This window comes from Pseudomonas sp. PDM32 (genome assembly GCF_019219225.1).
Lineage (GTDB): Bacteria > Pseudomonadota > Gammaproteobacteria > Pseudomonadales > Pseudomonadaceae > Aquipseudomonas > Aquipseudomonas laurylsulfatiphila.
In genome coordinates, this window is the sequence record NZ_JAHUWE010000003.1 from 204134 (window position 1) to 227390 (window position 23257).

At 59.1% G+C, this 23257-nt stretch carries 29 protein-coding genes; 18 read left to right on the top strand and 11 right to left on the bottom strand.

The features are described from left to right. Nucleotides 1–62: 62 nt before the first annotated feature. On the bottom strand, nt 63–1001 hold the full coding sequence (locus KW846_RS07365; RefSeq protein ID WP_218481803.1) for a site-specific integrase: 939 nt from the start codon (nt 999–1001) through the stop codon (nt 63–65). 178 nt (nt 1002–1179) lie between these two features. Between KW846_RS07365 and KW846_RS07370 the strand changes: the two genes are divergently transcribed. Beyond that, entirely contained in the window at nt 1180–2190 is a 1011-nt protein-coding gene (locus tag KW846_RS07370) for a DNA-binding protein (RefSeq protein ID WP_218481804.1), read from the top strand. On the opposite strand, the gene gorA is transcribed toward KW846_RS07370, so the two are convergent. The 3 genes from gorA to galU form a co-directional block, all read right to left on the bottom strand. Continuing rightward, a complete protein-coding gene (gene gorA, locus KW846_RS07375) occupies nt 2187–3545 on the bottom strand; it encodes a glutathione-disulfide reductase (RefSeq protein ID WP_218481805.1) in 1359 nt (452 codons plus the stop codon). The two genes, KW846_RS07370 and gorA, sit on opposite strands and share 4 nt — an antisense overlap. Nucleotides 3546–3652: 107 nt before the next feature. Beyond that, complete coding sequence (locus KW846_RS07380; RefSeq protein WP_218481806.1) at nt 3653–5167, bottom strand: MFS transporter; 1515 nt, start codon at nt 5165–5167, stop codon at nt 3653–3655. A 340-nt stretch (nt 5168–5507) separates the two neighbouring features. Beyond that, nucleotides 5508–6347, bottom strand: coding sequence for a UTP--glucose-1-phosphate uridylyltransferase GalU (gene galU, locus KW846_RS07385; protein ID WP_102702148.1), 840 nt, complete (start codon nt 6345–6347; stop codon nt 5508–5510). Nucleotides 6348–6637: 290 nt separating this feature from the next. On the opposite strand from galU, the gene KW846_RS07390 reads away from it, so the two are divergent. Then, nucleotides 6638–6826: a hypothetical protein gene (locus KW846_RS07390; RefSeq protein WP_007975950.1), complete on the top strand. Its 189-nt coding sequence runs from the start codon at nt 6638–6640 to the stop codon at nt 6824–6826. 323 nt (nt 6827–7149) lie between these two features. Continuing rightward, nucleotides 7150–7431 carry a hypothetical protein gene (locus tag KW846_RS07395; protein ID WP_007975951.1) on the top strand — a complete coding sequence of 94 codons (282 nt, stop codon included), beginning with the start codon at nt 7150–7152 and terminating at the stop codon, nt 7429–7431. Nucleotides 7432–7442: 11 nt separating this feature from the next. Here the strand turns inward: KW846_RS07395 and KW846_RS07400 are convergent, their stop codons facing one another. The 3 genes from KW846_RS07400 to KW846_RS07410 form a co-directional block, all read right to left on the bottom strand. Next, entirely contained in the window at nt 7443–7673 is a 231-nt protein-coding gene (locus KW846_RS07400) for a hypothetical protein (RefSeq protein ID WP_007975952.1), read from the bottom strand. Nucleotides 7674–7745: 72 nt separating this feature from the next. Next, nucleotides 7746–8102, bottom strand: a complete 357-nt coding sequence (locus tag KW846_RS07405) for a hypothetical protein (RefSeq protein WP_007975953.1) — start codon at nt 8100–8102, stop codon at nt 7746–7748. Beyond that, nucleotides 8099–8305, bottom strand: a complete 207-nt coding sequence (locus KW846_RS07410; RefSeq protein ID WP_162130290.1) for a hypothetical protein — start codon at nt 8303–8305, stop codon at nt 8099–8101. The genes KW846_RS07405 and KW846_RS07410 overlap by 4 nt, the downstream gene beginning before the upstream one ends. Here KW846_RS07410 and KW846_RS07415 point away from each other — a divergent pair. The 5 genes from KW846_RS07415 (at nt 8304) to ada (ending at nt 11455) form a co-directional block, all read left to right on the top strand. Beyond that, entirely contained in the window at nt 8304–8606 is a 303-nt protein-coding gene (locus KW846_RS07415; protein WP_007912251.1) for a DUF1883 domain-containing protein, read from the top strand. The genes KW846_RS07410 and KW846_RS07415 overlap by 2 nt on opposite strands. Before the next feature lie 37 nt (nt 8607–8643). Then, nucleotides 8644–8811: a hypothetical protein gene (locus KW846_RS07420; protein WP_178076716.1), complete on the top strand. Its 168-nt coding sequence runs from the start codon at nt 8644–8646 to the stop codon at nt 8809–8811. Between the two features lie 117 nt (nt 8812–8928). Then, nucleotides 8929–9633: a 2OG-Fe(II) oxygenase gene (locus KW846_RS07425; protein ID WP_218481807.1), complete on the top strand. Its 705-nt coding sequence runs from the start codon at nt 8929–8931 to the stop codon at nt 9631–9633. Further along, nucleotides 9623–10303 carry a DNA oxidative demethylase AlkB gene (alkB, locus tag KW846_RS07430; RefSeq protein ID WP_218481808.1) on the top strand — a complete coding sequence of 227 codons (681 nt, stop codon included), beginning with the start codon at nt 9623–9625 and terminating at the stop codon, nt 10301–10303. The genes KW846_RS07425 and alkB overlap by 11 nt, the downstream gene beginning before the upstream one ends. Before the next feature lie 87 nt (nt 10304–10390). After that, nucleotides 10391–11455, top strand: a complete 1065-nt coding sequence (ada, locus tag KW846_RS07435; protein WP_218481810.1) for a bifunctional DNA-binding transcriptional regulator/O6-methylguanine-DNA methyltransferase Ada — start codon at nt 10391–10393, stop codon at nt 11453–11455. Here the strand turns inward: ada and KW846_RS07440 are convergent, their stop codons facing one another. Continuing rightward, nucleotides 11456–12439, bottom strand: a complete 984-nt coding sequence (locus tag KW846_RS07440) for an MDR family oxidoreductase (protein WP_218481811.1) — start codon at nt 12437–12439, stop codon at nt 11456–11458. 213 nt (nt 12440–12652) lie between these two features. Between KW846_RS07440 and KW846_RS07445 the strand changes: the two genes are divergently transcribed. The 8 genes from KW846_RS07445 (at nt 12653) to KW846_RS07480 (ending at nt 18624) form a co-directional block, all read left to right on the top strand. Continuing rightward, the gene (locus KW846_RS07445) at nt 12653–13720 is read left to right on the top strand and encodes a nitronate monooxygenase family protein (protein WP_218481812.1); all 1068 of its coding nucleotides are present in this window, start codon (nt 12653–12655) and stop codon (nt 13718–13720) included. Between the two features lie 124 nt (nt 13721–13844). Beyond that, on the top strand, nt 13845–14612 hold the full coding sequence (gene modA / locus KW846_RS07450; protein ID WP_218481813.1) for a molybdate ABC transporter substrate-binding protein: 768 nt from the start codon (nt 13845–13847) through the stop codon (nt 14610–14612). 1 nt (nt 14613) lies between these two features. Next, complete coding sequence (gene modB, locus KW846_RS07455; RefSeq protein ID WP_218481814.1) at nt 14614–15294, top strand: molybdate ABC transporter permease subunit; 681 nt, start codon at nt 14614–14616, stop codon at nt 15292–15294. A 3-nt stretch (nt 15295–15297) separates the two neighbouring features. Then, nucleotides 15298–16377: a molybdenum ABC transporter ATP-binding protein gene (modC, locus tag KW846_RS07460; RefSeq protein ID WP_218481815.1), complete on the top strand. Its 1080-nt coding sequence runs from the start codon at nt 15298–15300 to the stop codon at nt 16375–16377. A 75-nt stretch (nt 16378–16452) separates the two neighbouring features. Next, entirely contained in the window at nt 16453–17478 is a 1026-nt protein-coding gene (locus KW846_RS07465; RefSeq protein WP_218481816.1) for a DNA topoisomerase IB, read from the top strand. A 72-nt stretch (nt 17479–17550) separates the two neighbouring features. Further along, complete coding sequence (locus tag KW846_RS07470; RefSeq protein WP_007975974.1) at nt 17551–17772, top strand: hypothetical protein; 222 nt, start codon at nt 17551–17553, stop codon at nt 17770–17772. Between the two features lie 129 nt (nt 17773–17901). Continuing rightward, the gene (locus KW846_RS07475) at nt 17902–18132 is read left to right on the top strand and encodes a hypothetical protein (protein ID WP_007975977.1); all 231 of its coding nucleotides are present in this window, start codon (nt 17902–17904) and stop codon (nt 18130–18132) included. Nucleotides 18133–18339: 207 nt separating this feature from the next. Continuing rightward, on the top strand, nt 18340–18624 hold the full coding sequence (locus KW846_RS07480; protein WP_007975979.1) for a hypothetical protein: 285 nt from the start codon (nt 18340–18342) through the stop codon (nt 18622–18624). A 7-nt stretch (nt 18625–18631) separates the two neighbouring features. Here KW846_RS07480 and KW846_RS07485 read toward each other — a convergent pair whose 3' ends face one another. Next, a complete protein-coding gene (locus KW846_RS07485; protein ID WP_218481817.1) occupies nt 18632–19297 on the bottom strand; it encodes a TetR family transcriptional regulator in 666 nt (221 codons plus the stop codon). Between the two features lie 179 nt (nt 19298–19476). Between KW846_RS07485 and KW846_RS07490 the strand changes: the two genes are divergently transcribed. Beyond that, a complete protein-coding gene (locus tag KW846_RS07490) occupies nt 19477–20319 on the top strand; it encodes an NAD(P)H-binding protein (protein ID WP_218481818.1) in 843 nt (280 codons plus the stop codon). Between the two features lie 93 nt (nt 20320–20412). Next, nucleotides 20413–20601 carry a hypothetical protein gene (locus tag KW846_RS07495; RefSeq protein WP_007975986.1) on the top strand — a complete coding sequence of 63 codons (189 nt, stop codon included), beginning with the start codon at nt 20413–20415 and terminating at the stop codon, nt 20599–20601. A gap of 36 nt (nt 20602–20637) precedes the next feature. Here the strand turns inward: KW846_RS07495 and KW846_RS07500 are convergent, their stop codons facing one another. Together KW846_RS07500 and KW846_RS07505 are read right to left on the bottom strand one after the other, a co-directional pair. Next, the gene (locus tag KW846_RS07500) at nt 20638–21243 is read right to left on the bottom strand and encodes a hypothetical protein (RefSeq protein ID WP_116580491.1); all 606 of its coding nucleotides are present in this window, start codon (nt 21241–21243) and stop codon (nt 20638–20640) included. A 263-nt stretch (nt 21244–21506) separates the two neighbouring features. After that, nucleotides 21507–23054 (bottom strand): phospholipase D family protein, encoded by a 1548-nt coding sequence (locus tag KW846_RS07505; protein WP_218481819.1) that lies wholly within the window; start codon nt 23052–23054, stop codon nt 21507–21509. Nucleotides 23055–23257 lie beyond the last annotated feature (203 nt).

Below are 23257 nucleotides of genomic sequence, written 5' to 3' on the forward strand. Positions count from 1 at the left end.
AACCTGATGCCGCTGATTGGCTTTCGCTATTAGCCGGCTCTATTTATAGAAGAAAACGATCTCTAGGACTCGATCTGCTTTTCCGTAAGGCGCGCCATCCCGAGGAACGGACTGGCTTCGATGTAGCGCATGGCCGACTTCATGTCCTTCCAGCCCACATAACTCATCAGCGACTTCAGATCCCAGCCACTTTGATGCGCCCAGGTCGCAAAGCCGCGGCGCAAGGAATGGCTGGTGTAGAGTTCGCCGGCAATGCCTGCGCGCTCCAGCGCCTGGCGCAACAAGGGAATCACGCTGTTGGCGTGCAAGCCTTCCTCACTCAGATGCCCCCAGCGATCGATGCCACGAAACACCGGCCCACGCACCAGTGCCGCTTCGGTGATCCAGTCGATGTAGGCCTGCACCGGGCACAAACGCTGCAAGGCCGGCGTCTGATAAGTCTTGCCGAGGTTGTCGCGATCACTTTTGCTGCGCGGCAGATAGAGGCTGATGCCGGAACCGGCGCTGGCTTGCACGTGTTCAACCTGAAGCCTGCACAACTCGTCGCTGCGAAAGCCGCGCCAAAAGCCCAGCAGGATCAACGCCATGTCGCGCCGGGCCCGCAACAACCCCGGTCGGTCGCCTTCGGTCCTTGCGGTTTGCACTTCCAGCTCCAGACGACTGACCACCTGTTCCAGATGCCGAAGCTGCAAGGGTTCGGCCTGTTTTTCCTGGGCCGGGTGCAGCGCGCGGATGCCCTTGAACACCTTGCGCACCACCGGCGCCTTGGTGGGGTCGGCAAAACCCTGGCTGTTGTGCCACTGCGCCAAGGCCGACAAGCGCAGCTTCAGCGTATTGATCGACAACACCCCGGCATGCGCCACCAGGTAGCGCGCCACGCTGTCGCCGGTTGCCGGCAGAAACCCGCCCCACGTGACTTCGAAGTGTTCGATGGCTGCCCGATAGCTGCGACGGGTGTTGTCGCGAGTCGCGGCTTGCAGGTAACGATCCAGTTCAGTCATGGGCTCAACTCTTGAATTCATACCGCTTTGACAGGTCAAAAACCGGTACTTGGCGTATCACACGGGGTAATACCAGTATATCCCGTGTTAAATAGATTCAGCATTTAACTTTTTTCATTGAATGGTACAATGTGTATTTACGTGGTACGTACCACATAAACAAAACCCGGGAGATCTCATGGCACGCGGCGGTGTAAATAAAGCGGTGGTGCAAGCCGCTCGGTTGGCGATCCTCGCCCGTGGCGAAAACCCCAGCATCGATGCCGTACGGATCGAAATGGGCAATACCGGCTCGAAAACCACGATTCATCGCTACCTCAAAGAGCTCGATGACAGAACCGAGACGGTCGAAGCGCCAGCGGAACCGATTGACGACGAACTGATGGCGCTAGTGGCGCGGCTCGCCCAAAGACTCAAGGAGCAGGCGCAGGAACCCATCGACCAGGCGCGCACGCAGTACGAGGAACAACGCAAGGCGCTGGAGAATCAGCTCAGCGAAGCGCAAGAGGCCAACAGCGAACTGCACCAGCAATACGAGTTCCAGAGCCTGGCACTGACACAGGAATCCGAGGCCCTGCAAGAAACCCGCACCACGCTGCAAACGGAGCAAACCCGTAACGCCGGGATGAACCAGGCGCTGGCCGATTTCGAATTGCGTTTGAAAGACAAGGACGAGCAGATCCGTTCCCTTGAGGAAAAGCACCTGCACACTCGCGACGCACTGGAGCACTACCGCAATGCGGTCAAGGAACAGCGCGAACAGGAAATGAGTCGCCACGAAGGCCAGGTGCAACAGCTACAGATGGAACTGCGCCAGGCACAACAAAGCGCACTGGTACGCCAGGATGAAATCACCCAGTTGCACCGCGACAACGAACGCTTGCTGACTGAAAACCGCGGCACCCTGCGCGAGCTGAGCCTGCTGCAGGAACAGCTCAAGCAAAGCAATACCCGTCAGGATCAGTTGCTGGAGCAGGCCACCCGCGTCGACGGCGAGCGCACCCTCCTCCAGGAACGCCTGCGCGTCGCCCTGCTGGAAAGTCAGGCACTCAAGCAAAACGTCGATGAGCAGTCGCAGCTCAACAAGTCACTGGAAATTGAACTGACCAGGATCCGGACGGAACTGGAAGAACGCGTACGTCTGGCCGCAACCCTTGCGGCAGCGGCAGACGCAGCGAAGGACGATTAACCGGCGACCGGCGTGCGCATGGTGACGAACTCTTCGGCGGCCGTCGGGTGCACGCCGATGGTTTCGTCGAAGTCGCGCTTGGTGGCGCCGGCCTTCAAGGCAATCGCCAGGCCCTGGACGATTTCACCGGCCTCCGGGCCGACCATGTGGCAACCCAATACCTTGTCGGTCTTGGCATCCACCACCAGCTTCATCAGCGTGCGCTCCTGGCATTCTGTCAGGGTCAGCTTCATTGGCCGGAAGCGGCTTTCGAAGATCTGCACGTCGTGGCCGGCTTCGCGGGCCTCTTCTTCGGTCAAGCCGACGGTGCCAATGTTCGGCAGACTGAACACAGCCGTCGGGATCATCTTGTAATCCACCGGACGATACTGCTCAGGCTTGAACAAGCGTCGCGCAACCGCCATGCCCTCAGCCAGTGCGACCGGTGTCAGCTGAACACGACCGATCACATCGCCCAGCGCCAGGATCGACGGCTCGGCGGTCTGATACAACTCATCAACCTCGACAAAACCCTTCTTGTCGAGTTTGACCCCGGTGTTTTCCAGCCCGAGATTGTCCAGCATCGGACGACGCCCGGTGGCGTAGAACACGCAATCGGCTTCCAGCTGGCGGCCGTCCTTGAGCGTGACTTTCAGGCTACCATCGGCCTGCTTGTCGATGCGCTCGATGTCCGCGTTGAATTGCAGGTCCATGCCGCGCCTGGTCAATTCTTCCTGCAAATGCTTGCGCACGGAAACGTCAAAGCCGCGCAGGAACAGTTCGCCGCGGTACAGCAACGTGGTCTCGGCACCCAGACCATGGAAGATCCCGGCGAACTCGACCGCAATGTAGCCACCGCCCACCACCAGCACCCGCTTTGGCAGCTCTTTGAGGAAGAATGCCTGGTTGGAACTGATGGCATGCTCGTGCCCCGGAATTTCCGGAATCTGCGGCCAGCCACCGGTCGCGATCAGGATGTTCCTGGCGGTAAAGCGCTCGCCATTGATCTCGACCTGATGCGGATCGACGATCTTCGCGTGCCCCTCATGCAAGGTCACGCCGCTGTTGACCAGCAGGTTGCGATAAATGCCATTGAGGCGATTGATCTCGCGGTCCTTGTTGGCGATCAGCGTCGCCCAGTCGAACTGCGCTTCATCCAGGCTCCAGCCAAAACCGGATGCCTGCTCGAAGTCCTCGGCGAAGTGCGCACCGTAGACCAACAATTTTTTCGGTACGCAACCGACGTTCACACAGGTGCCGCCCAGGTAGCGACTCTCGGCCACCGCCACTTTCGCGCCAAACCCGGCGGCAAACCGCGCAGCCCGCACACCGCCGGAACCGGCACCAATCACATAAAGGTCAAAATCGTAGGCCATTTTCAATCTCCTCGGCAGGCCAACAGCATACCTGCGGACAGCCGCTGAGCAAGCATTGTGCTGAAATGCTCGGGCCGGGCGATACGCGACCCAATCTTCGTTTTCGATCAATGCCCCTCTGCGGATTGCGTTTTCGGTGTCTTCAAAGTGCGCCAAGCAATCAAAATCGCCATGAGTGCCAAGCCGAACGTCACCCACGAAACCAAACCGATTCCACCTTCGAATGCCCTTCCCGCCTGCACCATCAATTCCCTTGCTTGATCACCCGACAAGTCTGCCGCCACATGATAGGCGCCAGACAGCGTCTCACTCGCCAGCATCATCTGCACTTCGCTCAGGAAGCTCGGAAGCTGCAATGCACCGCGATAGTAGGCGGTGACGACACCACCTAGCACTGTCGTCCCCAGAACTACGCCTACTTCATAGGCCGTTTCGCTAATGGCCGACGCAGCGCCCGCCTTTGCCGGTGGTGCGGCTAACAAAATCACATCATTGGACACCGTCGCGATCGCGCCCACGCCAATGTTCAGCAAGGCAAAAGCCACCACCAGAACGGTCAGGCTACTGCCCATACTGGCGACCAGCAAAAACGCCGCTCCAGCAAAAGCCATCAGAATCGGTATCAGCACATGCACCTGTAATCGCCGAGCAACTGGTACGACCGCCATCCCCACTATAATCGCCATAACCTGACCAGGAACCAACGCGAGGCTAGCACTCAAGGGCGACATCTGAAGAACGATCTGCAGGAACTGAGTGGTAAAGAATACGAAGCCGACGAGAAACGCGAGACTCATCAAATTGATCGCGACAGAGCCGCTAAAGGCGCCACTACGAAACAGACTCAGATCCATCAGCGGCACTGGCAAACGTAACTGTCGAAACACAAACATCCATCCCGCAACTGCGCCTACTGCAAATGCTGTCAGCGCCATCCAGTCGCTACCATTACTGGCGCTGTGCTTAATGCCATAAACAATGGCACCAAGGGCTACCATCGATTGCAGGATGCTTATCGGATCCAACGGTCCTGAAGCATCGCGCTCGGATTCGGGCAACAACAGTGGCCCCAGCACCAGCAGTGGCACCAACACGGGCACCGCCAACAGGAAAATCGACCCCCAACTGAAGAATTCCAGCAACACCCCGCCCACCAAAGGACCGAGTGCCGAACCTACCGTCAACGTCGTCGCCCAGATCGCGACTGCGAGCCTGCGTTCTTCTCGGTCCTCGAACACCGAACGTATCAACGCCAGCGTCGAGGGCATCAGCATTGCACCGAAAACGCCCATACAAGCTCGCCCGGCAATCAGTTGCGCGGCGGTATCGGAATACGCGGTTAACACCGACACAATCGCAAAACCCAAGGACCCGACCAACAACAACTTACGATGACCGACCCGATCTCCCACACTCCCCATCGATACCAGCAACCCCGCCAATACCAGCGAATAAGCATCAATCATCCACAACTGCTGGCTAGCGCTCGGACGCAGGGCCTCGGCAATTTTTGGCAATGCGAATCCAAGCACTGTATTGTCAATTGTTACCAGCAGTACAGGCAGCATCAGTACGCTCAGAGCCAACCACCGTTTTAGGGTCACGCCTCCTGTTAACGCCATTCACGAAACTCCATTTCCTCATAAACCCCAGCGACTTTAAGCGTGCCCTTGACCTGACATTAGTCACGCCGAGCAAGCCAACTCTGGTAAATCCCATTTAATACAGAGGTTTTTAACCGCAACAATCATCGTTTGCCCCTGCAATTAACAAATCAGGATTTTCTTTCGCAACGCCTACCGATGGATGTCAGGCGATGCCTACCTTCTCGCCCCCCCCTGTGTACTTGAGCCCGCACAAAAGCAAACGCCCCGAACAAGTCGGGGCGTTTACCTGGACCTTCATCTGATTGTTGTTACACAACCTGAGAAGGTGAATTCAATACAAGCGGTTCAAGCGCTATCAATAAGCCTTGCCCGTCTTGTAGAAGTTCTCGAAGCAGAAGTTGGTCGCTTCGATGTAGCCTTCGGCGCCACCGCAGTCGAAACGCTTGCCCTTGAACTTGTAGGCCATGACGCAGCCGTTCTGGGCCTGCTTCATCAGGGCGTCGGTGATCTGGATTTCACCGCCCTTGCCTGGCTCGGTTTGTTCGATCAGGTCGAAGATGTCCGGGGTCAGGATGTAGCGGCCGATGATGGCCAGGTTCGACGGTGCGTCTTCCGGCTTTGGCTTTTCAACCATGCTGTGTACGCGGTAGATGTCGTCACGGATCATCTCGCCGGCGATCACGCCGTACTTGTTGGTTTCTTGCGGATCGACTTCCTGGATGGCCACGATCGAGCAGCGGAACTGCTTGTACAGCTTGACCATCTGGGTCAGCACGCCGTCGCCTTCGAGGTTGACGCACAGGTCATCCGCCAGTACCACGGCGAACGGCTCGTCGCCGATCAGCGGGCGGCCGGTGAGGATCGCGTGGCCCAGACCTTTCATTTCGGTCTGACGGGTGTAGGAGAACGAGCATTCGTCGAGCAGCTTGCGGATGCCGACCAGGTATTTTTCCTTGTCGGTGCCCTTGATCTGGTTTTCCAGCTCGTAGCTGATGTCGAAGTGGTCTTCCAGGGCACGCTTGCCGCGGCCGGTGACGATGGAGATTTCGGTCAAGCCGGCATCCAGTGCTTCTTCGACGCCGTACTGGATCAGTGGCTTGTTCACCACCGGCAGCATTTCTTTGGGCATGGCTTTAGTCGCTGGCAGGAAGCGAGTACCGTAACCGGCTGCTGGGAACAAGCATTTCTTGATCATATAAGTCCTTGAAAGGGCTGTGTGTACGAGTTTCGGCGCAGTCTAATCAGGCGGCGTGCACCTTACAATGCCCCCGCGCTGGCTAACTGATGCCAACATAGAGAATTATTCTGGCGGATAGTTCCCTGCGAGGTTGCACAGGCGATTGCACAGCCTCTTATGCATAGCAGAGACTGGCGCAAATGCACGGCCTTCTACCGCCCGAAACCCATCACCATACGCTCATCGGCACCCGTTGCGTGCGTTTGCCGGTATCATGGCGCGATTGAACCAGACAACGAGGCAAATAGATGTCGGAAGCAAAAAGCGTCAACGGATTCCTGATCAACAAGGTGAAAGACGGCCAATGGTGGGTGGCCAGCGTCGCCGGTGAAAATATCGCCGGGCCTTTCCCTTCCGAAGCCCTGGCAATCGAAGTGGCCTCGGTGCTGGAGCTTGAGCACCCGGAACCCAAGCGACGCGGCAAGGACAAGAGCTGATCGACGCTCCTCTCGAAAAGCCCTGCCATGGCGCAGGGCTTTTTTATGGTTCTTTCACTGGTTTAGAGGTCACTTCGTTTTCGACGCGAACGCGGTCTCCTGTAGGAGCTGGCTTGCCAGCGATGGTCGTTAACGATAACGCGTGTGAACCTGCATAAACGCGGCGCACTGGAGTCCATCGCCAGCAGGCTGGCTCCTACAGTTTCCCGGGAATGTGTGAAGAACCTTTTTGCTGGATAACGAAAAGAAGTGGCCTTTGGCTATAACCTTTTGAATCCGGCGCTGTCTCAGCCTTAGCCCACCCCACTGACGATGATCAAACCATGAATAAAGTTTTGCCTTTGCTAGCAGTATTGGCCCTGAGCGGCTGCGCAACGTCGAAAGAAACCTACCTGGGCAACGGAGAGCAGGGTCTGACGATCGATTGCTCGGGAGAGGCGAATTCCTGGGCCGCATGCTACGAAAAGGCCGATGCCTCCTGTGCAGGAACCGGCTACCGGATCGTCGGCACCGACGGCACGCCAGCGCTCAAGGTCAGTGAGAAAACCCTCGGCGCCGATATCGGCAATTACAAGAACCGCAGCGTCGTGGTGGTCTGCAAATAAGGGGCCCGGCCCTACAGATGAATCTCGGCGAACCTGATCCCGAGTCCACGTACTGTTTCGATCAAATCGTCGAGCTTGCCGAAGGACTCGACTTCGTCATTGTCATCCACCAGGAAATAGCTGCGCCCGGCGCTTTTCTTGAAAAACACGATCCATTCCCCCAGCTCCGCCGGATTCTGGATCACATGGGTGGCAGAGATAAGTCCCTCTGCATGGCGCTCCCGGACCTGCTCTCGTTTCATAGTCGACTCCAGAAATGACGATGCCGCCAAAAACAGGCTTTGGCGGCATCGGTGCTGTGGGTCGATAGTTTATCAGCCGGAAATGCACTCGGTGGCAGCCTTCTGTACATCCTTTGGACGCACCGGGACATTGGACATGCTCTCGTGCAGCTTGATGCTGCTGCCGCCCGAGCGCTCTTCAATGTCGAATACGGCTGACGGCCCCGTGGAATACTTGAGCGGCACGATCACACGCAGGCCATCCTTGTGCGGCTCGATTTGCAAGGCACCACGACTGTCGGCCAGTTTTTCGCTGAGGCATTGCGCATATTCATGGGGTTTCTTGCCAGAAATCACGCTCATGGTCGGCAGTGACTCGTTGATGTCAGAGACGTTCGCACAACCGCTCACCAATGCCGCCAGCGCAACAACCCACAAACCCCACTTCATACAAAACCTCCGATAAAGAGGCTCGGACAACGCAGATGCGTTTTTTCTCCGAGGCAAACTGCTTTATCGCTCATCAAAGGTGAAATTAGCGTTTTTAATTGTCGAAGCAGCCGGATAATAAGGCCTTCGGGCTGATAAACTGCGCCCATCGCCCATGCTATCGTTTTGATTTTGTAGAAAAAGCCCTTCTGGAGGCGCCCCATGAAATTTATCCATCAGCGCGAGCACCTCAATGAAGACGACATCGTCGTCATTCAATGCTCCCAAATGTGCAACATCCGTTTGATGAACGACGCCAACTTCCGCAGCTTCAAGAATGGCGGCCGTCACACCTATCACGGCGGTGCATTCGACACGTTTCCGGCGCGCATCACCGCCCCCAGCACCGGTTTCTGGAACATCACGATCGACACTGTCAACCGCCGCGCTATCAGCGTGACGCGCAAGCCCACCCTGACGCATTCGATCAAAATCATTCGCCGTTCCAGCACGAAACTGAGCTGACCGGCAAACCCGAAACACAAGACAGGCAGATACGACCGTGGCCCAAACGACCAAGTACGTCATCAAATACAAACTCAACGGTGAGCGCCGTTTCGAGTTCGCCCAGCTTGAACACGGCACCGCAGAGGAAGCCAAAGCGGCGCTGGATGCCATTCATGGACCGGACGACGTCATCAGCGAAATCAGCGTCAGCAAAGCGCTGTAACGCAATCCGGAGCGACAATGGACGTCGGCTCCCGTTCGCAGTTCGACCGCAAGCGCCGGAGTGCCTGCTGCATTCAAGTCTTGCAGACTGGGCACCTCAATCACTAGAGGCCCGGCAATGAGCGAGCAATATCTGGACCGGCTGGACTGGCCCCGGCTGGAACAGCAACTTGACCTGGACGGTTACGCCGTCATCCCTTCACTGCTGAGCCACAAGGCTTGTGATCAGGTCAGCGCCCTGTACCCCCGGACCGAGTCCTTTCGCTCGCACGTGGTGATGGCTCGTCACGGCTTCGGCCGCGGCGAGTACAAGTATTTCAGCTACCCGTTGCCGGACCTTGTGGCGCGCTTGCGCAGCGCGCTCTACCCGCGCCTGGCGCCGATCGCCAATCGCTGGCATGAACAAATGGGATTGCCGCAGCGTTTTCCTGACACTCATCCCGCCTTCCTCGAGCGCTGTCATGCCGCTGGTCAGAACCGTCCGACACCCTTATTGCTGCAATATGGTCCGCAGGACTACAACTGTCTGCATCAGGACCTGTACGGTGAGCAGGTTTTCCCGCTGCAAGTGGCGATTCTGCTGTCGGACCCCGATCAAGACTTCACCGGTGGCGAATTTGTCATGACTGAACAACGCCCGCGAATGCAGTCACGGCCGATGGTCATCGATCTGAAGAAAGGTGACGGGCTGGTCTTTGCCGTCAACCAGCGGCCGGTCAAAGGCACTCGCGGTTACTACCGCGTGACCCTGCGCCACGGCGTGAGTCGCCTGCACAGCGGCAAGCGGCATACCCTTGGAATCATCTTTCACGATGCGACATGAGCCCATGAATCCGCTGACGTTCGATCTGTTTGCCGATGCAGAGCCCGAGCAAGAGCCCAGGCGCGAGCAGATCGGCGAACAATCCTGGGTGCTCAGAGGCTTCGCTCTGCCCTGGCTCGAGCGTTTGCTGCCCGCGCTTGAGATGGTGCTGGAGGCCGCGCCGTTTCGGCAGATGGTCACACCCGGCGGCTTTACCATGTCGGTCGCCCTGAGCAGTTGTGGCACATTTGGCTGGACCACGGACCGCAACGGATACCGCTACACCCGTCACGATCCCCAGACCGGTCAGCCCTGGCCGACAATGCCCGAGGTGTTTTTCCAGCTGGCACAAGCGGCGGCGCAGGCTGCGGGGTTCAGCGACTTTGTGCCCGATTCCTGCCTGATCAACCGCTACATCCCCGGGGCAAAAATGTCATTGCATCAAGACAAGGACGAACATGCCTACGCAGCCCCCATCGTTTCGGTATCGCTGGGCTTGCCGGCGATGTTCCTGTTCGGCGGCTTTGCACGCGGTGACAAAAGCCAGCGCATCCCTCTGCTGCATGGTGACATCGTGGTCTGGGGTGGCGTGGATCGCCTGCGTTATCACGGCGTATTGCCGATCAAGGACGGCCTTCACCCGAGACTGGGCGAGCAACGCATCAACTTCACCTTCCGCACCGCCGGATGAAGACTTCGAATTTGACCGCAAGCGCCGGAGTGTGTGGGAATTGCCCCATGGTTAATGTGCAGGCAACTCCTCAAAGGACGTGACGCCATGACAACCCAATCGACCAAGATCACCACCGAAAACGATCCGCGCTGGGCCGCCGTGGTCGCGCGCGACCCCAAGGCTGACGGGCAGTTTGTCTATGCCGTGAAGACCACAGGCATCTACTGCAATCCCAGCAGCCTTGCGCGCCTGCCCAAACCACAGAATGTCGAGTTCTTCGATAGCGCCGAACAGGCCCGGGCCGCGGGTTATCGTCCGAGCAAGCGCGCGGCAAAGGATCAGAGCGAACTCGCCGCGCAGCATGCCGCCACCGTGGCCGCTGCCTGCCGCCAGATTGAAAGCGCCGAAACGCTGCCCACCCTGGGCGAATTAGCCGAGGTTGCGCGATTGAGCAGCTTCCACTTCCATCGCGTGTTCAAAGCCGTCACCGGCCTGACGCCCAAGGGCTATGCCGATGCCCATCGTTCACGCAAGGTGCGCGAGCGCCTGGCAGACAGCGGCTCGGTGACCGATGCCCTGTATGACGCCGGCTTCAACTCCAACAGCCGGTTTTATGAAGCGGCAGACCAACTGCTCGGAATGAAACCCGGGGACTACCGCGCTGCCGGTCAAAACAACGACATTCGTTTTGCCGTCGGCCAGTGTTCGCTGGGAGCGATTCTGGTGGCGCAGAGTGAACGCGGGGTTTGCGCGATTTTGCTCGGTGATGATCCGCACCAACTGGTCTGTGATCTGCAAGACAAGTTCCGGCGAGCCAATTTGATTGGCGCCGATCAGGCGTTCGAAGCGCTGATTGCCAAGGTCGTCGGCTATATTGAAGCCCCGGCGATTGGCCTGGACCTGCCATTGGACGTGCGCGGCACCGCATTCCAGGAACGGGTCTGGCAAGCGCTGCGGGAGATTCCCGTTGGCAGCACGGCGAGCTATGCCGATGTCGCGCTACGCATCGGTTCGCCGAAATCCGTTCGCGCCGTGGCTCAAGCCTGCGGCGCGAACAGCTTGGCCGTGGCGATCCCGTGCCATCGCGTGGTGCGCAGCGATGGCAATCTCTCGGGCTATCGCTGGGGTGTCGAGCGCAAACGCCAGTTGCTGGAGCGCGAATCGCGGTAATCAGCGATTCACATCCACCACTACGCGCCCGCGCAACTGCCCGGCAAGCAAGCGCGGCGCGGCTTCGATGGCTTCGCTCAAGCCGATTTCGTGACTGATCAACGGCAACAGGTTGAAGTCCAGGTCCTTGGCCAGGCGACTCCAGGCCTCCACGCGCTTGGCTTTGGGCTGGGTCACGCTGTTGATGCCGGCCAGGGTCACACCGCGCAATATGAAGGGTGCAACGGACGCCGGAAAATCCATGCCCTGCGCCAAACCGCAGGCCGCGACGGTGCCATTGGCCTTGGTACTGGCGCACGCATTGGCCAGGGTGTGGCTGCCGACCGAATCGATCACGGCCGCCCAGCGCTCCTTGGCCAAGGGCTTGCCCGGCTCTGACAAGGTGGCGCGATCGATGATTTCGCTGGCGCCCAGTTGCTTCAGGTAGTCGTGCTCCGACGTACGCCCGGTGGACGCGACCACCCGGTAGCCGAGCCTGCTCAGCAACGCGATGGCGAAACTGCCGACGCCACCGTTGGCGCCGGTGACCAGGATTTCGCCCTGCCCGGGCGTCACACCGTTATGTTCCAAAGCCAGGATGCACAGCATGGCCGTGTAGCCCGCCGTACCAATGGCCATCGCCTGGGCGGCGGTGAATGCCTTGGGCAACGGGATCAGCCAATCACCGTTAAGGCGAGCCTTCTGCGCCAGGCCGCCCCAATGCCCCTCCCCTACGCCCCAGCCGTTGAGCAGGACATGGTCACCGACCTTGTAGTCCGGATGCCCGCTGACCTCGACCACACCGGTCAGGTCGATGCCCGGCACCATCGGGAATTTGCGCACCACCGGACTGCTGCCGGTGATTGCCAGGCCATCCTTGAAGTTCAGCGTGCTGTAGGCAACACGCACCGTGACATCGCCCTCGGGCAGTTGATCGTCCTGGATCTCTTGCAGTGTGGCCCGGTAACCGCTGTCGTCTTTGTCGATCAAAATACCTTTGAACATTACGGCCTCTCAATGGAATCAGTCGGATTGTGGTGCATTTGAAATAGCACATGGCAACAGATTGTCGTACTCGACTTTAAGCCAATCAGCCACCCCAGCGGGCACCGAAGAAAGCCTGGCGAACTGAAAAGACGACTGGCCTTGCGCCAATCGTTGCGTTACAAATCCTGTTCTACCGTCCCTGCCCTGCTTCAACGTCGGAGAACACAGCACATGAACCCATGGCCAGATACCCGCATTCTTGACCTGCTCGGGATCGAACTGCCGATCATTCAGGGGCCGATGGCCGGTGCCACGAACTCGTCCATGGTGATTGCGGCCTGCAATGCCGGCGGCCTCGGCTCGATGCCAGCGGCGATGCTCAGCATCGATCAACTGCGCGAAGAGCTGAAAACCATCCGCCAGCACACCCGGCGCCCGATCAACGTCAATTTTTTCTGTCATCAGCCTCCAGCCCCTGATGAGCAACGCGCGCAGGACTGGAAAAACCTGCTGCAACCCTACTACCAGGAACTCGGCGCCGATTTCGATGCGCCAACTCCGGTGTCCAATCGGGCGCCGTTCGATGGCGCGGCCTGCCAAGTGATCGAAGAGTTTCGCCCCGAAGTGGTGAGCTTTCACTTTGGCCTGCCGGAAAAATCCCTGCTCGACCGGGTCAAAGCCACCGGTGCAAAAGTATTGTCCTCGGCCACCACCGTCGCAGAAGCGGTGTGGCTGGAGCAGCATGGCTGCGATGCGATCATTGCCATGGGCTATGAAGCCGGAGGCCATCGCGGAATGTTTCTCAGCGATGACCTGAGCAGCCAGGTGGGCACGTTCGCCCTGGTGCCGCAAGTCGTCGATGCAGTGAAAGTGCCGGTGATTGCCGCTGGCGGCATCGCTGATGCACGAGGCGTCGCCGCTGCCTTCATGCTGGGCGCTTCGGCGGTGCAGGTGGGCACGGCGTACCTGTTCACCCCGGAGGCCAAGGTCAGCCCGTCCCATCACAAAGCGTTGCGCACCGCCAAGGAAAGCGAGACGGCGGTGACCAACGTGTTCACCGGTCGCCCGGCCCGGGGCATTCTTAATCGGGTGATGCGCGAACTGGGGCCCATGAGCGCCAAGGCTCCGGCCTTTCCCCTGGCCGGTGGCGCGTTGATGCCGTTGCGGGCCAAAGGTGAAGCGGACTTCAGCAACCTTTGGGCCGGCCAGGCATTTACTCTCGGCGTTGAATTGACCACCGAGGCACTGACTCGAAAACTGGCCGAAGAAGGACTGGCGAGGCTGCTGCGCCACCCCTGAGCATCATTTGCGTTAAAATTGTATACAGTTTTGTGACTGCACATTCCGTTCAAAGGCAATTCGCTATATATTTCTCTACATAACGATTTACCCTTGCTGCAATTGCCTTTGACGGAGCCGTTTCATGACCCTTCGCGTCTCACGTTTTGCCCCTGCGTGCCTCACGAGCCTGCTCGCCGTATTCGCCTGCGGCTCAGCCCAGGCGGACGAAGTCCAGGTGGCTGTCGCTGCCAACTTCACCGCGCCCATCCAGGCCATCGCCGCTGATTTCGAAAAGGCTACCGGGCATAAATTGGTCACCGCCTTTGGCGCCACCGGCCAGTTCTACACCCAGATCAAAAACGGCGCGCCGTTCGAAGTGTTCCTCGCGGCAGACGACAGCACCCCGAAAAAACTCGAAGCCGAAGGCGACACCGTCAAGGGTTCGCGCTTCACCTACGCAGTCGGCACCCTGGCGCTATGGTCGGCCAAGGAAGGCTACGTCGATGCCAAGGGTGACGTGCTGAAAAAGAACGATTACCAGCACCTGTCCATCGCCAATCCGAAGGCTGCGCCTTACGGCCTGGCGGCGACCCAGGTGCTGGCCAGGGAAGGTCTGACCGACAAGGTCAAGGACAAGATCGTTGAAGGCCAGAACATCACCCAGGCCTATCAGTTCGTCTCCACCGGTAACGCCGAGCTGGGTTTTGTCGCGCTGTCGCAGATCTACAAGGACGGCAAGATCACCAGCGGTTCGGCCTGGATCGTTCCCTCCAGCCTGCACGACCCGATCAAGCAAGACGCAGTGATCCTCAACAAGGGCAAGGACAACCCGGCCGCCAAGGCCTTGGTTGACTACCTCAAGGGGCCGAAGGCGGCAGCTGTCATCAAGTCCTACGGCTACGAAATCTAAAATGTCGCTATCGAGTGCCGATTTTTCCGCCATCTGGCTGACCCTTAAACTGGCGTCCCTGACGACCGTCATCCTGCTGATTGTCGGCACTCCGATTGCGTTATGGCTTTCGCGCACCCGCTCTTGGTGGCGCGGTCCGGTCGGGGCGATTGTCGCCCTGCCCCTGGTGTTGCCACCGACCGTGATCGGTTTTTATCTGTTGCTGGCGCTGGGCCCTCACGGGTTCATTGGCCAGCTCACCCAATCACTCGGTCTTGGCACCCTCACCTTCAGTTTTGCAGGTCTGGTCATTGGCTCGGTGTTGTATTCGATGCCCTTTGTCGTTCAGCCGCTGCAAAACGCTTTTTCCGCCATTGGCACGCGCCCGCTCGAAGTGGCCGCAACGCTGCGGGCCAATCCCTGGGACACCTTTTTCAGCGTGACGCTGCCCCTGGCCCGCCCTGGTTTCATTACCGCCGCCATTCTCGGTTTCGCCCACACCGTCGGCGAGTTCGGCGTGGTGCTGATGATCGGTGGCAACATTCCCGAGAAGACCCGCGTGGTCTCGGTGCAGATCTACGATCACGTCGAAGCCATGGAATACGCCCAAGCCCATTGGCTGGCCGGGGCGATGCTGGTGTTCTCGTTTGTCGTCTTGCTGGCGCTGTATTCCAGCCGGAAAACCAAAGCGGGCTGGAGCTGACCGATGATTCACATGCGCCTGAAACTGGATTACCCGGGCTTCGCCCTGGACGTCGACCTGCAACTGCCGGGCCGTGGCGTCACCGCACTTTACGGTCATTCCGGTTCGGGCAAGACCACTTGCCTGCGCTGCATCGCCGGCCTGGAACGGGCCGATCAGGGTTTTATCCAGGTCAACGATGAAGTCTGGCAAGACAGCGCCAACAAGGCTTTCGTTGCGCCGCACAAACGCGCGCTGGGCTACGTGTTCCAGGAAGCCAGCCTGTTTCCTCATCTGTCGGTGCTGGCCAACCTGGAGTTCGGCCTCAAGCGCATCCCTAAGTCGCAGCGGCGGGTCGACATGGCCCACGCCAGCGAATTGCTCGGCATCCGTCACTTGCTGGACCGCCATCCGCAACACCTTTCGGGCGGCGAGCGACAGCGTGTCGGCATCGCCCGCGCCTTGCTCACCAGTCCGAAACTGTTGTTGATGGACGAGCCCCTGGCCGCGCTGGATGCCCAACGCAAAAGTGAAATCCTGCCTTACCTGCAGCGGCTGCACGACGAACTCGAGATTCCGGTGCTGTACGTCAGCCACTCCCAGGATGAAGTCGCGCGGCTGGCCGACCATATCGTGTTGCTCAGCAACGGCAAGGCACTGGCCAGCGGTCCGATCGGCCAGACCCTGGCGCGCCTCGACTTGCCTCTGGCCATGGGGGACGACGCCGGTGTGGTGATCGAAGGTCGTGTCAGCGCCTATGACGCCGACTATCAATTGCTGAGCCTGCAATTGCCCGGCACCAGCCTCAACATTCGGGTACCGCATACGCCCATGGATGCAGGCCAGGCACTGCGCTGCAAGGTCCAGGCACGGGATGTCAGCCTGAACCTGCACAGTGCCGGGCACAGCAGCATTCTCAATCGCCTGCCGGTCACCGTGGTCAGTGAAATGAACGCCGACAACGCCGCCCATGTGCTGATTCGCCTGGACGCCGCCGGCACGCCGCTGCTGGCGCGGATCACGCGTTATTCCCGCGATCACCTGAACATCCACCCTGGCCAGCAACTCTGGGCACAAATCAAAGCGGTCGCGGTGCTGGCGTAAATCCGTCGGCACGACTGCAGCGGGGCGCGGTCCATGGCTGTAACGCCCCGTGATTCCTCGCCCAGGACGCCTGTCATGCTCGATGAACTGCCGCCTGACCTGCATTATGTCGATGACACCCAGCCGGGCATCACCCGCCGGAAACTGCGTGGAAAATTCGCCTATTTCGACCCGGCGGGCCAGCGCATCACCGACCCGGAGGCAATCAAACGCCTCAACGCACTCGCGGTGCCGCCGGCCTATACCGAAGTGTGGATCTGCACCGATCCATGCGGGCACCTGCAGGCCACCGGTCGGGATGCCCGGGGTCGCAAACAATACCGTTATCATCCGCGCTGGCGGGAGGTGCGCGACGCTGACAAGTACTTGCGCCTGCGTGAGTTCGGCCTGGCCTTGCCGAAACTGCGCCAGCGACTGGAGGCCGAATTGGCGGCACCGGGGTTCAGTCGCGACAAAGTCATGGCCACGGTCATCACTTTGCTGGACACGACGTTGATCCGAATCGGCAACAGCCAATATGCCCGGGAAAACCGCTCCTACGGCCTGACGACCTTGCGCAGCCGCCATGTAGAGATCAACGGCAGTGCCATCCTGTTCCAGTTCCGCGGCAAAAGTGGCGTCGAGCACCAGATCACCGTGAAAGACCGGAGACTGGCGCGGATCATCAAACGCTGCCAGGACATTCCCGGGCAAAACCTGTTCCAGTACCTGGATGAAAACGGAGACCGGCACACCGTCAGTTCATCCGACATCAACAGCTATTTGCAAACGCTCACCGGCGCCGACTTCACCGCCAAGGATTACCGCACCTGGGCCGGCAGCGTCCTGGCTCTGGCGATGTTGCGCAAACTGCAGTGGGAGCCCGAAACGGACGCCAGGCGGCACCTGGTGGACATGGTCAAGAATGTGGCCAGGCAACTCGGCAATACCCCGGCGGTGTGCCGCAAATGCTATATCCACCCGGCGGTGCTGGATGGCTTTGTTCTCGGCGACCTGGCGCAACTGCCAAGGACCAGAGCGCGCAAGGGGCTATCGGCCGAAGAGGTCGGGCTGGCGATCTTCCTTGAAAGAATGCCCGCCGCGCCTGAACCGACGAATTGACCTGCCTATTTTTTGCACGATCACCAATGACTTCTATAGTTGAACTGAACACGAATCCGCTGCGGAGACGCCATGGAAGACATTTTCGTCGTGAAGCGTTGCAACAAGATCATCATTCATGGCCGCCGTGCGGGTGAAAATGACCATCTGCCTCCGGATGCCGCGGTCTGGTATCGCATCGCCGATACCCGCACCCAAGGTTTTATCGGAGATGGCTACGACACTGAAGAAGACGCTCAGCGTGTTTGCCGGCAGTTGAACGCCAAATCACAAGTGACAGCCCGACAAGGTTGAGGGCCTGCCACCATTTTTTAACGGGTCTATACTGAAATGGCTGAAGGAACAGCGACCCCAACGGCAGAAAGCTCGCTCCAGGCGGGCTTTTTGCTGCCACACCAGGTTTCTTGAACGGAGGTGTCTCCCATGTCCGAAAAAGAGTCCATCACCACCCTGCTCACCTTGCTCGACTCCCGTCAGGCGCGCCTGGCTGCGGCCTGCAAAGAAATCGCCGACTGGGTCGATCATCAAGGCGGACACCCCACCGCCCTCAGAATTCGTGATCGCCTGAACGACATCGAGAAGGACACGCCGCTGATCCGGCACACGCTGTCTTCTCTCCAGCCTGTCGACCGGCCTCTGCCTCGGTTCAGATGATCCGCCACGGATTCGCGGTACGAGGACAGGCCCGATTCGGGCAGCATGACCGGTGGCACTGACGCCTCCGGATAGCTGGCTGCCTGCCGAGTTTTCACCCTCTCTTGCAACCCGACCTCGTGCCGGGATTTTTTGTTGCGCAAAATCAATCGAACGTCACCGCTCACGTGGGGTCAACCGATCACACGTCACCAAGGAGACGTTCCAATGGTCACTCATTTCAAAGTCAGCGGGCACCTGGCCTGCGGTCACCACGGCAACAACCTGGTATCGACCCGCGAACTCAATCGGGTGAAATGCAGAAGTTGCCGAAACACCGACGCCTACAAAGAAGCCCGCAAGGCTGAACGCAACGCCGCCCGCCGCGCAGCACGCAAAGCCAAAGCCGTGCACACCGCCGACAACTGGCGTTCAGCCTGGACCGAACGACTGACCGCGATGGCCGGCCTGCAACGACTGCCACGGGGATTTGCCGGCCAACCTTTCGTCTAGGCAGCTTCTACTGCGATGAGATGTCCCTGCACGCTGGCTCCATGACCTCGCGCAGGGACATGCGCTTGAACGCCTCGACCAGCGCGCGCCCTTCCTCTGGCGTACAAGTGACCGCCAAGCGCATGGTCGCCTCGCCCAGGTGCCAGATCAAAAACGCGGATTGCCTGACCTTCAGCTCATCGCTTTGCGGATATACGCGAAGCATGGCCTGGGCCAGCAGCGCTCCGGCCACCCGGCTCTCTTCCAGCTCCAGCTGCAACAACTGCTTGTCGGCCTGCATGCCGGACCAGATGTCACGCATCACCGGTGTCGCCATCACGATCTCGTAATACAGGTCGAGCAACTGCGAATAGGCTGCCTGCAACCCCTGGGCATCCTCCACAGCCTCCAATGCCTGTGCAATGCAACGACGGCTCTCAGCGTTGTAGCGTTCGGCGAGCGTTCGAATGACGGCGCTCTTGTCGGGAAAATACTGATAAAGGGAACCGATGGAGATCTCGGCGCGCTCGGCGATTTCACTCATCTTGAGCTGATCGCTGCCCTTGTCCGCAATCAATTGAGTCGCGGCGGCCAGAATCCGCTCCTGACGCTCGCGACTGCGCTTTTGCATGGGATTACGCCGAACAGCTTCTGCAACAGGCTGTTCCTGGGCTTCAGGGGGCTTTTTGCGCACGAGTGAATTTCCCGATCAATAACGTGACATGTACTCACCTTAGCATCGCCCATCCCCATGCCAAACAACTGATGCCCACACGTCGGGCAATTCGACCCTGAGGGTTGACGCACAAACATGAGGATCTATCATCTTATAAACGTGAGTATTACTCACATTAACCGATGGAGATGAACGCGATGAACACCGCTCAGCAAACCCTGTTGGTCCTCGGCGCCACCGGCAAAACCGGACGGCGAATCACTCAACGACTCGAAACGGCCGGCCTGCCCGTTCGCCAGGGTTCCCGCGATGCGAATCCTCCTTTCGACTGGGAAGATCGATCGACCTGGGACGCGGTAATCGAGGGTGTTCATGCGGTCTACATATCCTTCCAGCCCGATCTCGCCGTTCCAGGCGCCGTTGAAACCATCCAGGCTTTCACCGACCTGGCGGTGAAAAGCGGAGTGCGCAAACTGGTTTTGTTATCCGGGCGCGGCGAAGTCGAAGCGCAACAGGCCGAACGTGTCGTACAGGACAGCGGGATTGACTGGACGATTCTGCGGGCCAGTTGGTTTTGCCAGAACTTCAGCGAGGCGCACTTTCTTGAACCCATAGTGCAAGGTGAACTGGCACTCCCCGTCGGCCAGGTCGCCGAACCCTTTGTCGATGCAGACGACATAGCAGAGTGCGCCGTCGCCGCATTGACCCAGCCCGGGCACACACACCAGCTCTATGAATTGACCGGTCCTCGGGCGTTGACCTTTGCCGACGCCGTGACCGAGATTGCCCGAGCCACTCATCGCAACATCGAATTCGTGGCCGTACCGGCGCTCGCCTATCGACAGGCAATGGAACAGGAACAACTTCCCCCGGCGTTGATCGATCTGGTGCTGTACCTCTTCACCACCGTGCTCGACGGCCGCAACACACCGGTGACCGATGGCGTGCAGCGGGCACTGGGACGACCGGCGCGCGACTTCAGCGATTATGTGCAGCGAACTGCCGCTGCGGGCATCTGGGGAAATGGGCGTACGATGTAACGCATTGGCGAGAACAGGGTACGTCGACTAGGGTCTCTTGCGTATCGAACTGCGGCGCCTTAATTGGCAGGAGCCTGATCAAGGAGAAAACGCATGTCACTCAATCGTAGTGCCGAACAAACCTACCGCCAGTGGTCCACCCCGATCCTGCTGGAACTCAAGGAGCGAGAGCATCAATTGACCCCGTCAGACCGCCAGGCGTTGGAAAACGTGTTGCAGGAAAGAAGGCTGATCAACACCGGCAACCCGACCGGCAGCGATCGTCGCAAGGCAGGCCCTTGATCCCGCATAACACCCGTGAGCGAAGTCTTTACCGCGCTAGAACCACCCACTGCGATCATCTTCCAGCGCCTGACGACACTGCTTGAGTTGGGCGTTGTAAATCTCCGATTGCTTTTGCACTTTCTGGGCAACCTGCATCAGCCACGGTTTACTGCGATAGGAATTGCGGCTAAAGCCCCCACGCCCCTCGTGATAAGCCAGGTACTGATTGTAGGTGTCCCATTTGGAGATTCCGAGCTGGCGTTGCGTGCCCGTGGTGTACCAGCCGATAAACATGATCGCGTCGTCGAAACTGTCACGTGAACCGCCGTTGCCGGTACTGTCCTTGTACTCACCCCACACCGGGTCCTGAGCCTGCGCATAACCATAGGCCGAACTGACTCGCCCCCAGGGGATCACCCAGAGCAGGTAGTCACGCGGCGGCAATGCGTCCGCCACGTAGCTGCTTTCCTGCTTCATGATCGCCATGGCCACATGCAGTGGTGTCCCATATTCACTCTGCATTTCCAGCGAGTCCTCGTACCAGTCGGGATACTCACGGTAAATGTTGCAGAGATTGTCCTGATCCTTGGGTGGCATCGTCGTGCAACCTGTCAAAAACATGAACAACAAAGCCAACAGCAAAAAATTTCGTTGTGTCATTCATCACGCTCAAAAATAAAGTTCTTCGCACGATCCCGGGAAACTACTGTAGGAGCCAGCCTGCTGGCGATGGACTCCAGTGCGCCGCGTTCATCCAGCTCACCCGCGTTATCCTTAACAACCATCGCTGGCAGGCGCCGGATTCAGGCAGGTGCAGGCAAAAACGTCAGAAGACTTCCAGCTTGATCACGTCACCCTTATCGAAAGGGTTCTTTGTAAATTCCTATTGCACGATGAGACCAGGGGGGACTCCGGGTATCGATTCAGAGCATCTTCTCCAGGCCGACCTTGTCGCTGAGCCAGGCTTTGAAGCTGCGCCATTTGCCGCCGGGTTCCTTGCGCAAGGTATGTTGACGGCCGTCGTCCTCGGTGAGCCAGACGACTTCGCCGTTTTCCAGTCGGGCCTGGTAACTCATGGCCGGCGCCATGCCATCAAGCGCCGCCTGGCGCACGTAGCCGGCCAGTTCTGGACTGTCGACCAGCACTCCGACTTCAGTGTTCCAGAACAGTGAACGCGGGTCGAAATTGAACGAACCGATGAACACTTTCTGCCTGTCCAGGATCATGGCCTTGGTGTGCAGGCTGGAGTCCGAGCCACCACTGAGTCCAAACGAAGAACTGCGGCCGGTATCTTCCGGCTGACGCCGCAGCTCATAGAGTTTCACGCCATGTTCTAGCAACGTCTTGCGATACGGTGCATAGCCGCCATGCACCGCCGGGACATCGGTGGCTTCCAGTGAATTGGTCAGCAGGCGCACATCAACGCCAGCATCGGCACGCCCCAGGAGATAGTCCATGCCCGACTTTTGCGGGACGAAGTAGGCCGACATCATGATCAGCTCGTTGCTGACGCCATCGAGTTCAGGCCGCAGTTGTGTGGCCATCAATAACGCGCGTGCCGGTTCGCCGTCAGCCAGGACCTTGCTCGGAGCATCCCACATCGCCGTGCCATGGGCCCAGATCAGCTGCTTGCGCCACGCCTCGAATTGCGGCCGAGTCTGGTAGGTCATGAGATGGTCGTACAAAGCCCTGTGCTCGGTACGTGAGGACTGGAGCGACTGCTCCAGACGTTGACGGCTCTCGCGCAAGTCCTGTGCTGTCGGCTTGTTGATCTGGAAGTCACTGATCGATTGGCTCAAGGCGCTGTTCCAGTACTGATCGAAGCTGTGTCCCAATTGCTCGGCGACCGGTCCGATGCAAAGCAGGTCCATGTCGGTAAAGTTGAGATCGGGCTTGGCGTCGAAATATTCATCCCCCAGGTTGCGCCCACCGACGATGGCTGCACTGTTGTCAGCCAGCCACAGTTTGTTGTGCATGCGTCGGTGTTGTTGGGAAAGATCAAGCAAGCGGCCCATGGTCCGAGTCACCACGGTGCTGCGCCCCAGATGCAAAGGGTTGAAGACGCGGATATGGATGTTCGGGTGCACCGCCAGGGTAGCGATGACTTCTTCCTGGCCGTCGGTGGCGGTGTCATCAAGCAGGATACGTATCCGTACGCCGCGATCGGCAGCCAGCAGCATTTCATTGACCAGTGCCCGGGTGCTGAGACCGTTATGCACAATGTAGTACTGCAGATCGACGGATTTCTGCGCATTGCGGATCAACTCGGCGCGCGCCCGGAAGGCTTCACTGCTGTTGGGCAGCAAACGAAAACCCGAGCGCCCCTCATGCGCGGCAGCCTGAATATGGATCGAGCGCCCGAAAGCCGATTCGCTGGCGGGAATCGCCTCGCTGAAGTCGTGGGGCATGCGCGTGGTGGCGCAGCCGACTAGCAGCAACGCGAAAAACATGGCGCAGAGGAACCGGGACATGGGCTGGTCCTCAACCTCGACGGGCGTAGATGTGGACCCGGCATCCAGCCAGTACCGGCTGCCGAGAACACGCAGCCCTCGATAATCCGCACGCTTTGTTCCAGTAAAGCCCGTTTCAGGCAGCGTGTCGAAATTTACCGGTTCCCCGCAGCGCATGCAGCCGGGCAGTAGCGAATTGCGCCAAAGATTGTTTGATGGCGGAA

Bases quoted from the DNA above. Each gene is read 5' to 3' on its own strand.
- modB (WP_218481814.1), top strand. From the start codon at position 14,614: ATGTCGCTATCGAGTGCCGATTTTTCCGCCATCTGGCTGACCCTTAAA.
- KW846_RS07425 (WP_218481807.1), top strand. From the start codon at position 8,929: ATGAGCGAGCAATATCTGGACCGGCTGGACTGGCCCCGGCTGGAACAG.
- modA (WP_218481813.1), top strand. From the start codon at position 13,845: ATGACCCTTCGCGTCTCACGTTTTGCCCCTGCGTGCCTCACGAGCCTG.
- KW846_RS07470 (WP_007975974.1), top strand. From the start codon at position 17,551: ATGGAAGACATTTTCGTCGTGAAGCGTTGCAACAAGATCATCATTCAT.
- KW846_RS07440 (WP_218481811.1), bottom strand. From the start codon at position 12,439: ATGTTCAAAGGTATTTTGATCGACAAAGACGACAGCGGTTACCGGGCC.
- KW846_RS07395 (WP_007975951.1), top strand. From the start codon at position 7,150: ATGAATAAAGTTTTGCCTTTGCTAGCAGTATTGGCCCTGAGCGGCTGC.
- KW846_RS07505 (WP_218481819.1), bottom strand. From the start codon at position 23,054: ATGTCCCGGTTCCTCTGCGCCATGTTTTTCGCGTTGCTGCTAGTCGGC.
- KW846_RS07400 (WP_007975952.1), bottom strand. From the start codon at position 7,673: ATGAAACGAGAGCAGGTCCGGGAGCGCCATGCAGAGGGACTTATCTCT.
- KW846_RS07370 (WP_218481804.1), top strand. From the start codon at position 1,180: ATGGCACGCGGCGGTGTAAATAAAGCGGTGGTGCAAGCCGCTCGGTTG.
- KW846_RS07500 (WP_116580491.1), bottom strand. From the start codon at position 21,243: ATGACACAACGAAATTTTTTGCTGTTGGCTTTGTTGTTCATGTTTTTG.
- ada (WP_218481810.1), top strand. From the start codon at position 10,391: ATGACAACCCAATCGACCAAGATCACCACCGAAAACGATCCGCGCTGG.
- KW846_RS07475 (WP_007975977.1), top strand. From the start codon at position 17,902: ATGTCCGAAAAAGAGTCCATCACCACCCTGCTCACCTTGCTCGACTCC.
- KW846_RS07490 (WP_218481818.1), top strand. From the start codon at position 19,477: ATGAACACCGCTCAGCAAACCCTGTTGGTCCTCGGCGCCACCGGCAAA.
- KW846_RS07465 (WP_218481816.1), top strand. From the start codon at position 16,453: ATGCTCGATGAACTGCCGCCTGACCTGCATTATGTCGATGACACCCAG.
- KW846_RS07365 (WP_218481803.1), bottom strand. From the start codon at position 1,001: ATGACTGAACTGGATCGTTACCTGCAAGCCGCGACTCGCGACAACACC.
- alkB (WP_218481808.1), top strand. From the start codon at position 9,623: ATGCGACATGAGCCCATGAATCCGCTGACGTTCGATCTGTTTGCCGAT.
- galU (WP_102702148.1), bottom strand. From the start codon at position 6,347: ATGATCAAGAAATGCTTGTTCCCAGCAGCCGGTTACGGTACTCGCTTC.
- KW846_RS07390 (WP_007975950.1), top strand. From the start codon at position 6,638: ATGTCGGAAGCAAAAAGCGTCAACGGATTCCTGATCAACAAGGTGAAA.
- KW846_RS07410 (WP_162130290.1), bottom strand. From the start codon at position 8,305: ATGGGGCGCCTCCAGAAGGGCTTTTTCTACAAAATCAAAACGATAGCA.
- KW846_RS07445 (WP_218481812.1), top strand. From the start codon at position 12,653: ATGAACCCATGGCCAGATACCCGCATTCTTGACCTGCTCGGGATCGAA.
- KW846_RS07480 (WP_007975979.1), top strand. From the start codon at position 18,340: ATGGTCACTCATTTCAAAGTCAGCGGGCACCTGGCCTGCGGTCACCAC.
- modC (WP_218481815.1), top strand. From the start codon at position 15,298: ATGATTCACATGCGCCTGAAACTGGATTACCCGGGCTTCGCCCTGGAC.
- KW846_RS07380 (WP_218481806.1), bottom strand. From the start codon at position 5,167: ATGGCGTTAACAGGAGGCGTGACCCTAAAACGGTGGTTGGCTCTGAGC.
- KW846_RS07405 (WP_007975953.1), bottom strand. From the start codon at position 8,102: ATGAAGTGGGGTTTGTGGGTTGTTGCGCTGGCGGCATTGGTGAGCGGT.
- KW846_RS07495 (WP_007975986.1), top strand. From the start codon at position 20,413: ATGTCACTCAATCGTAGTGCCGAACAAACCTACCGCCAGTGGTCCACC.
- gorA (WP_218481805.1), bottom strand. From the start codon at position 3,545: ATGGCCTACGATTTTGACCTTTATGTGATTGGTGCCGGTTCCGGCGGT.
- KW846_RS07415 (WP_007912251.1), top strand. From the start codon at position 8,304: ATGAAATTTATCCATCAGCGCGAGCACCTCAATGAAGACGACATCGTC.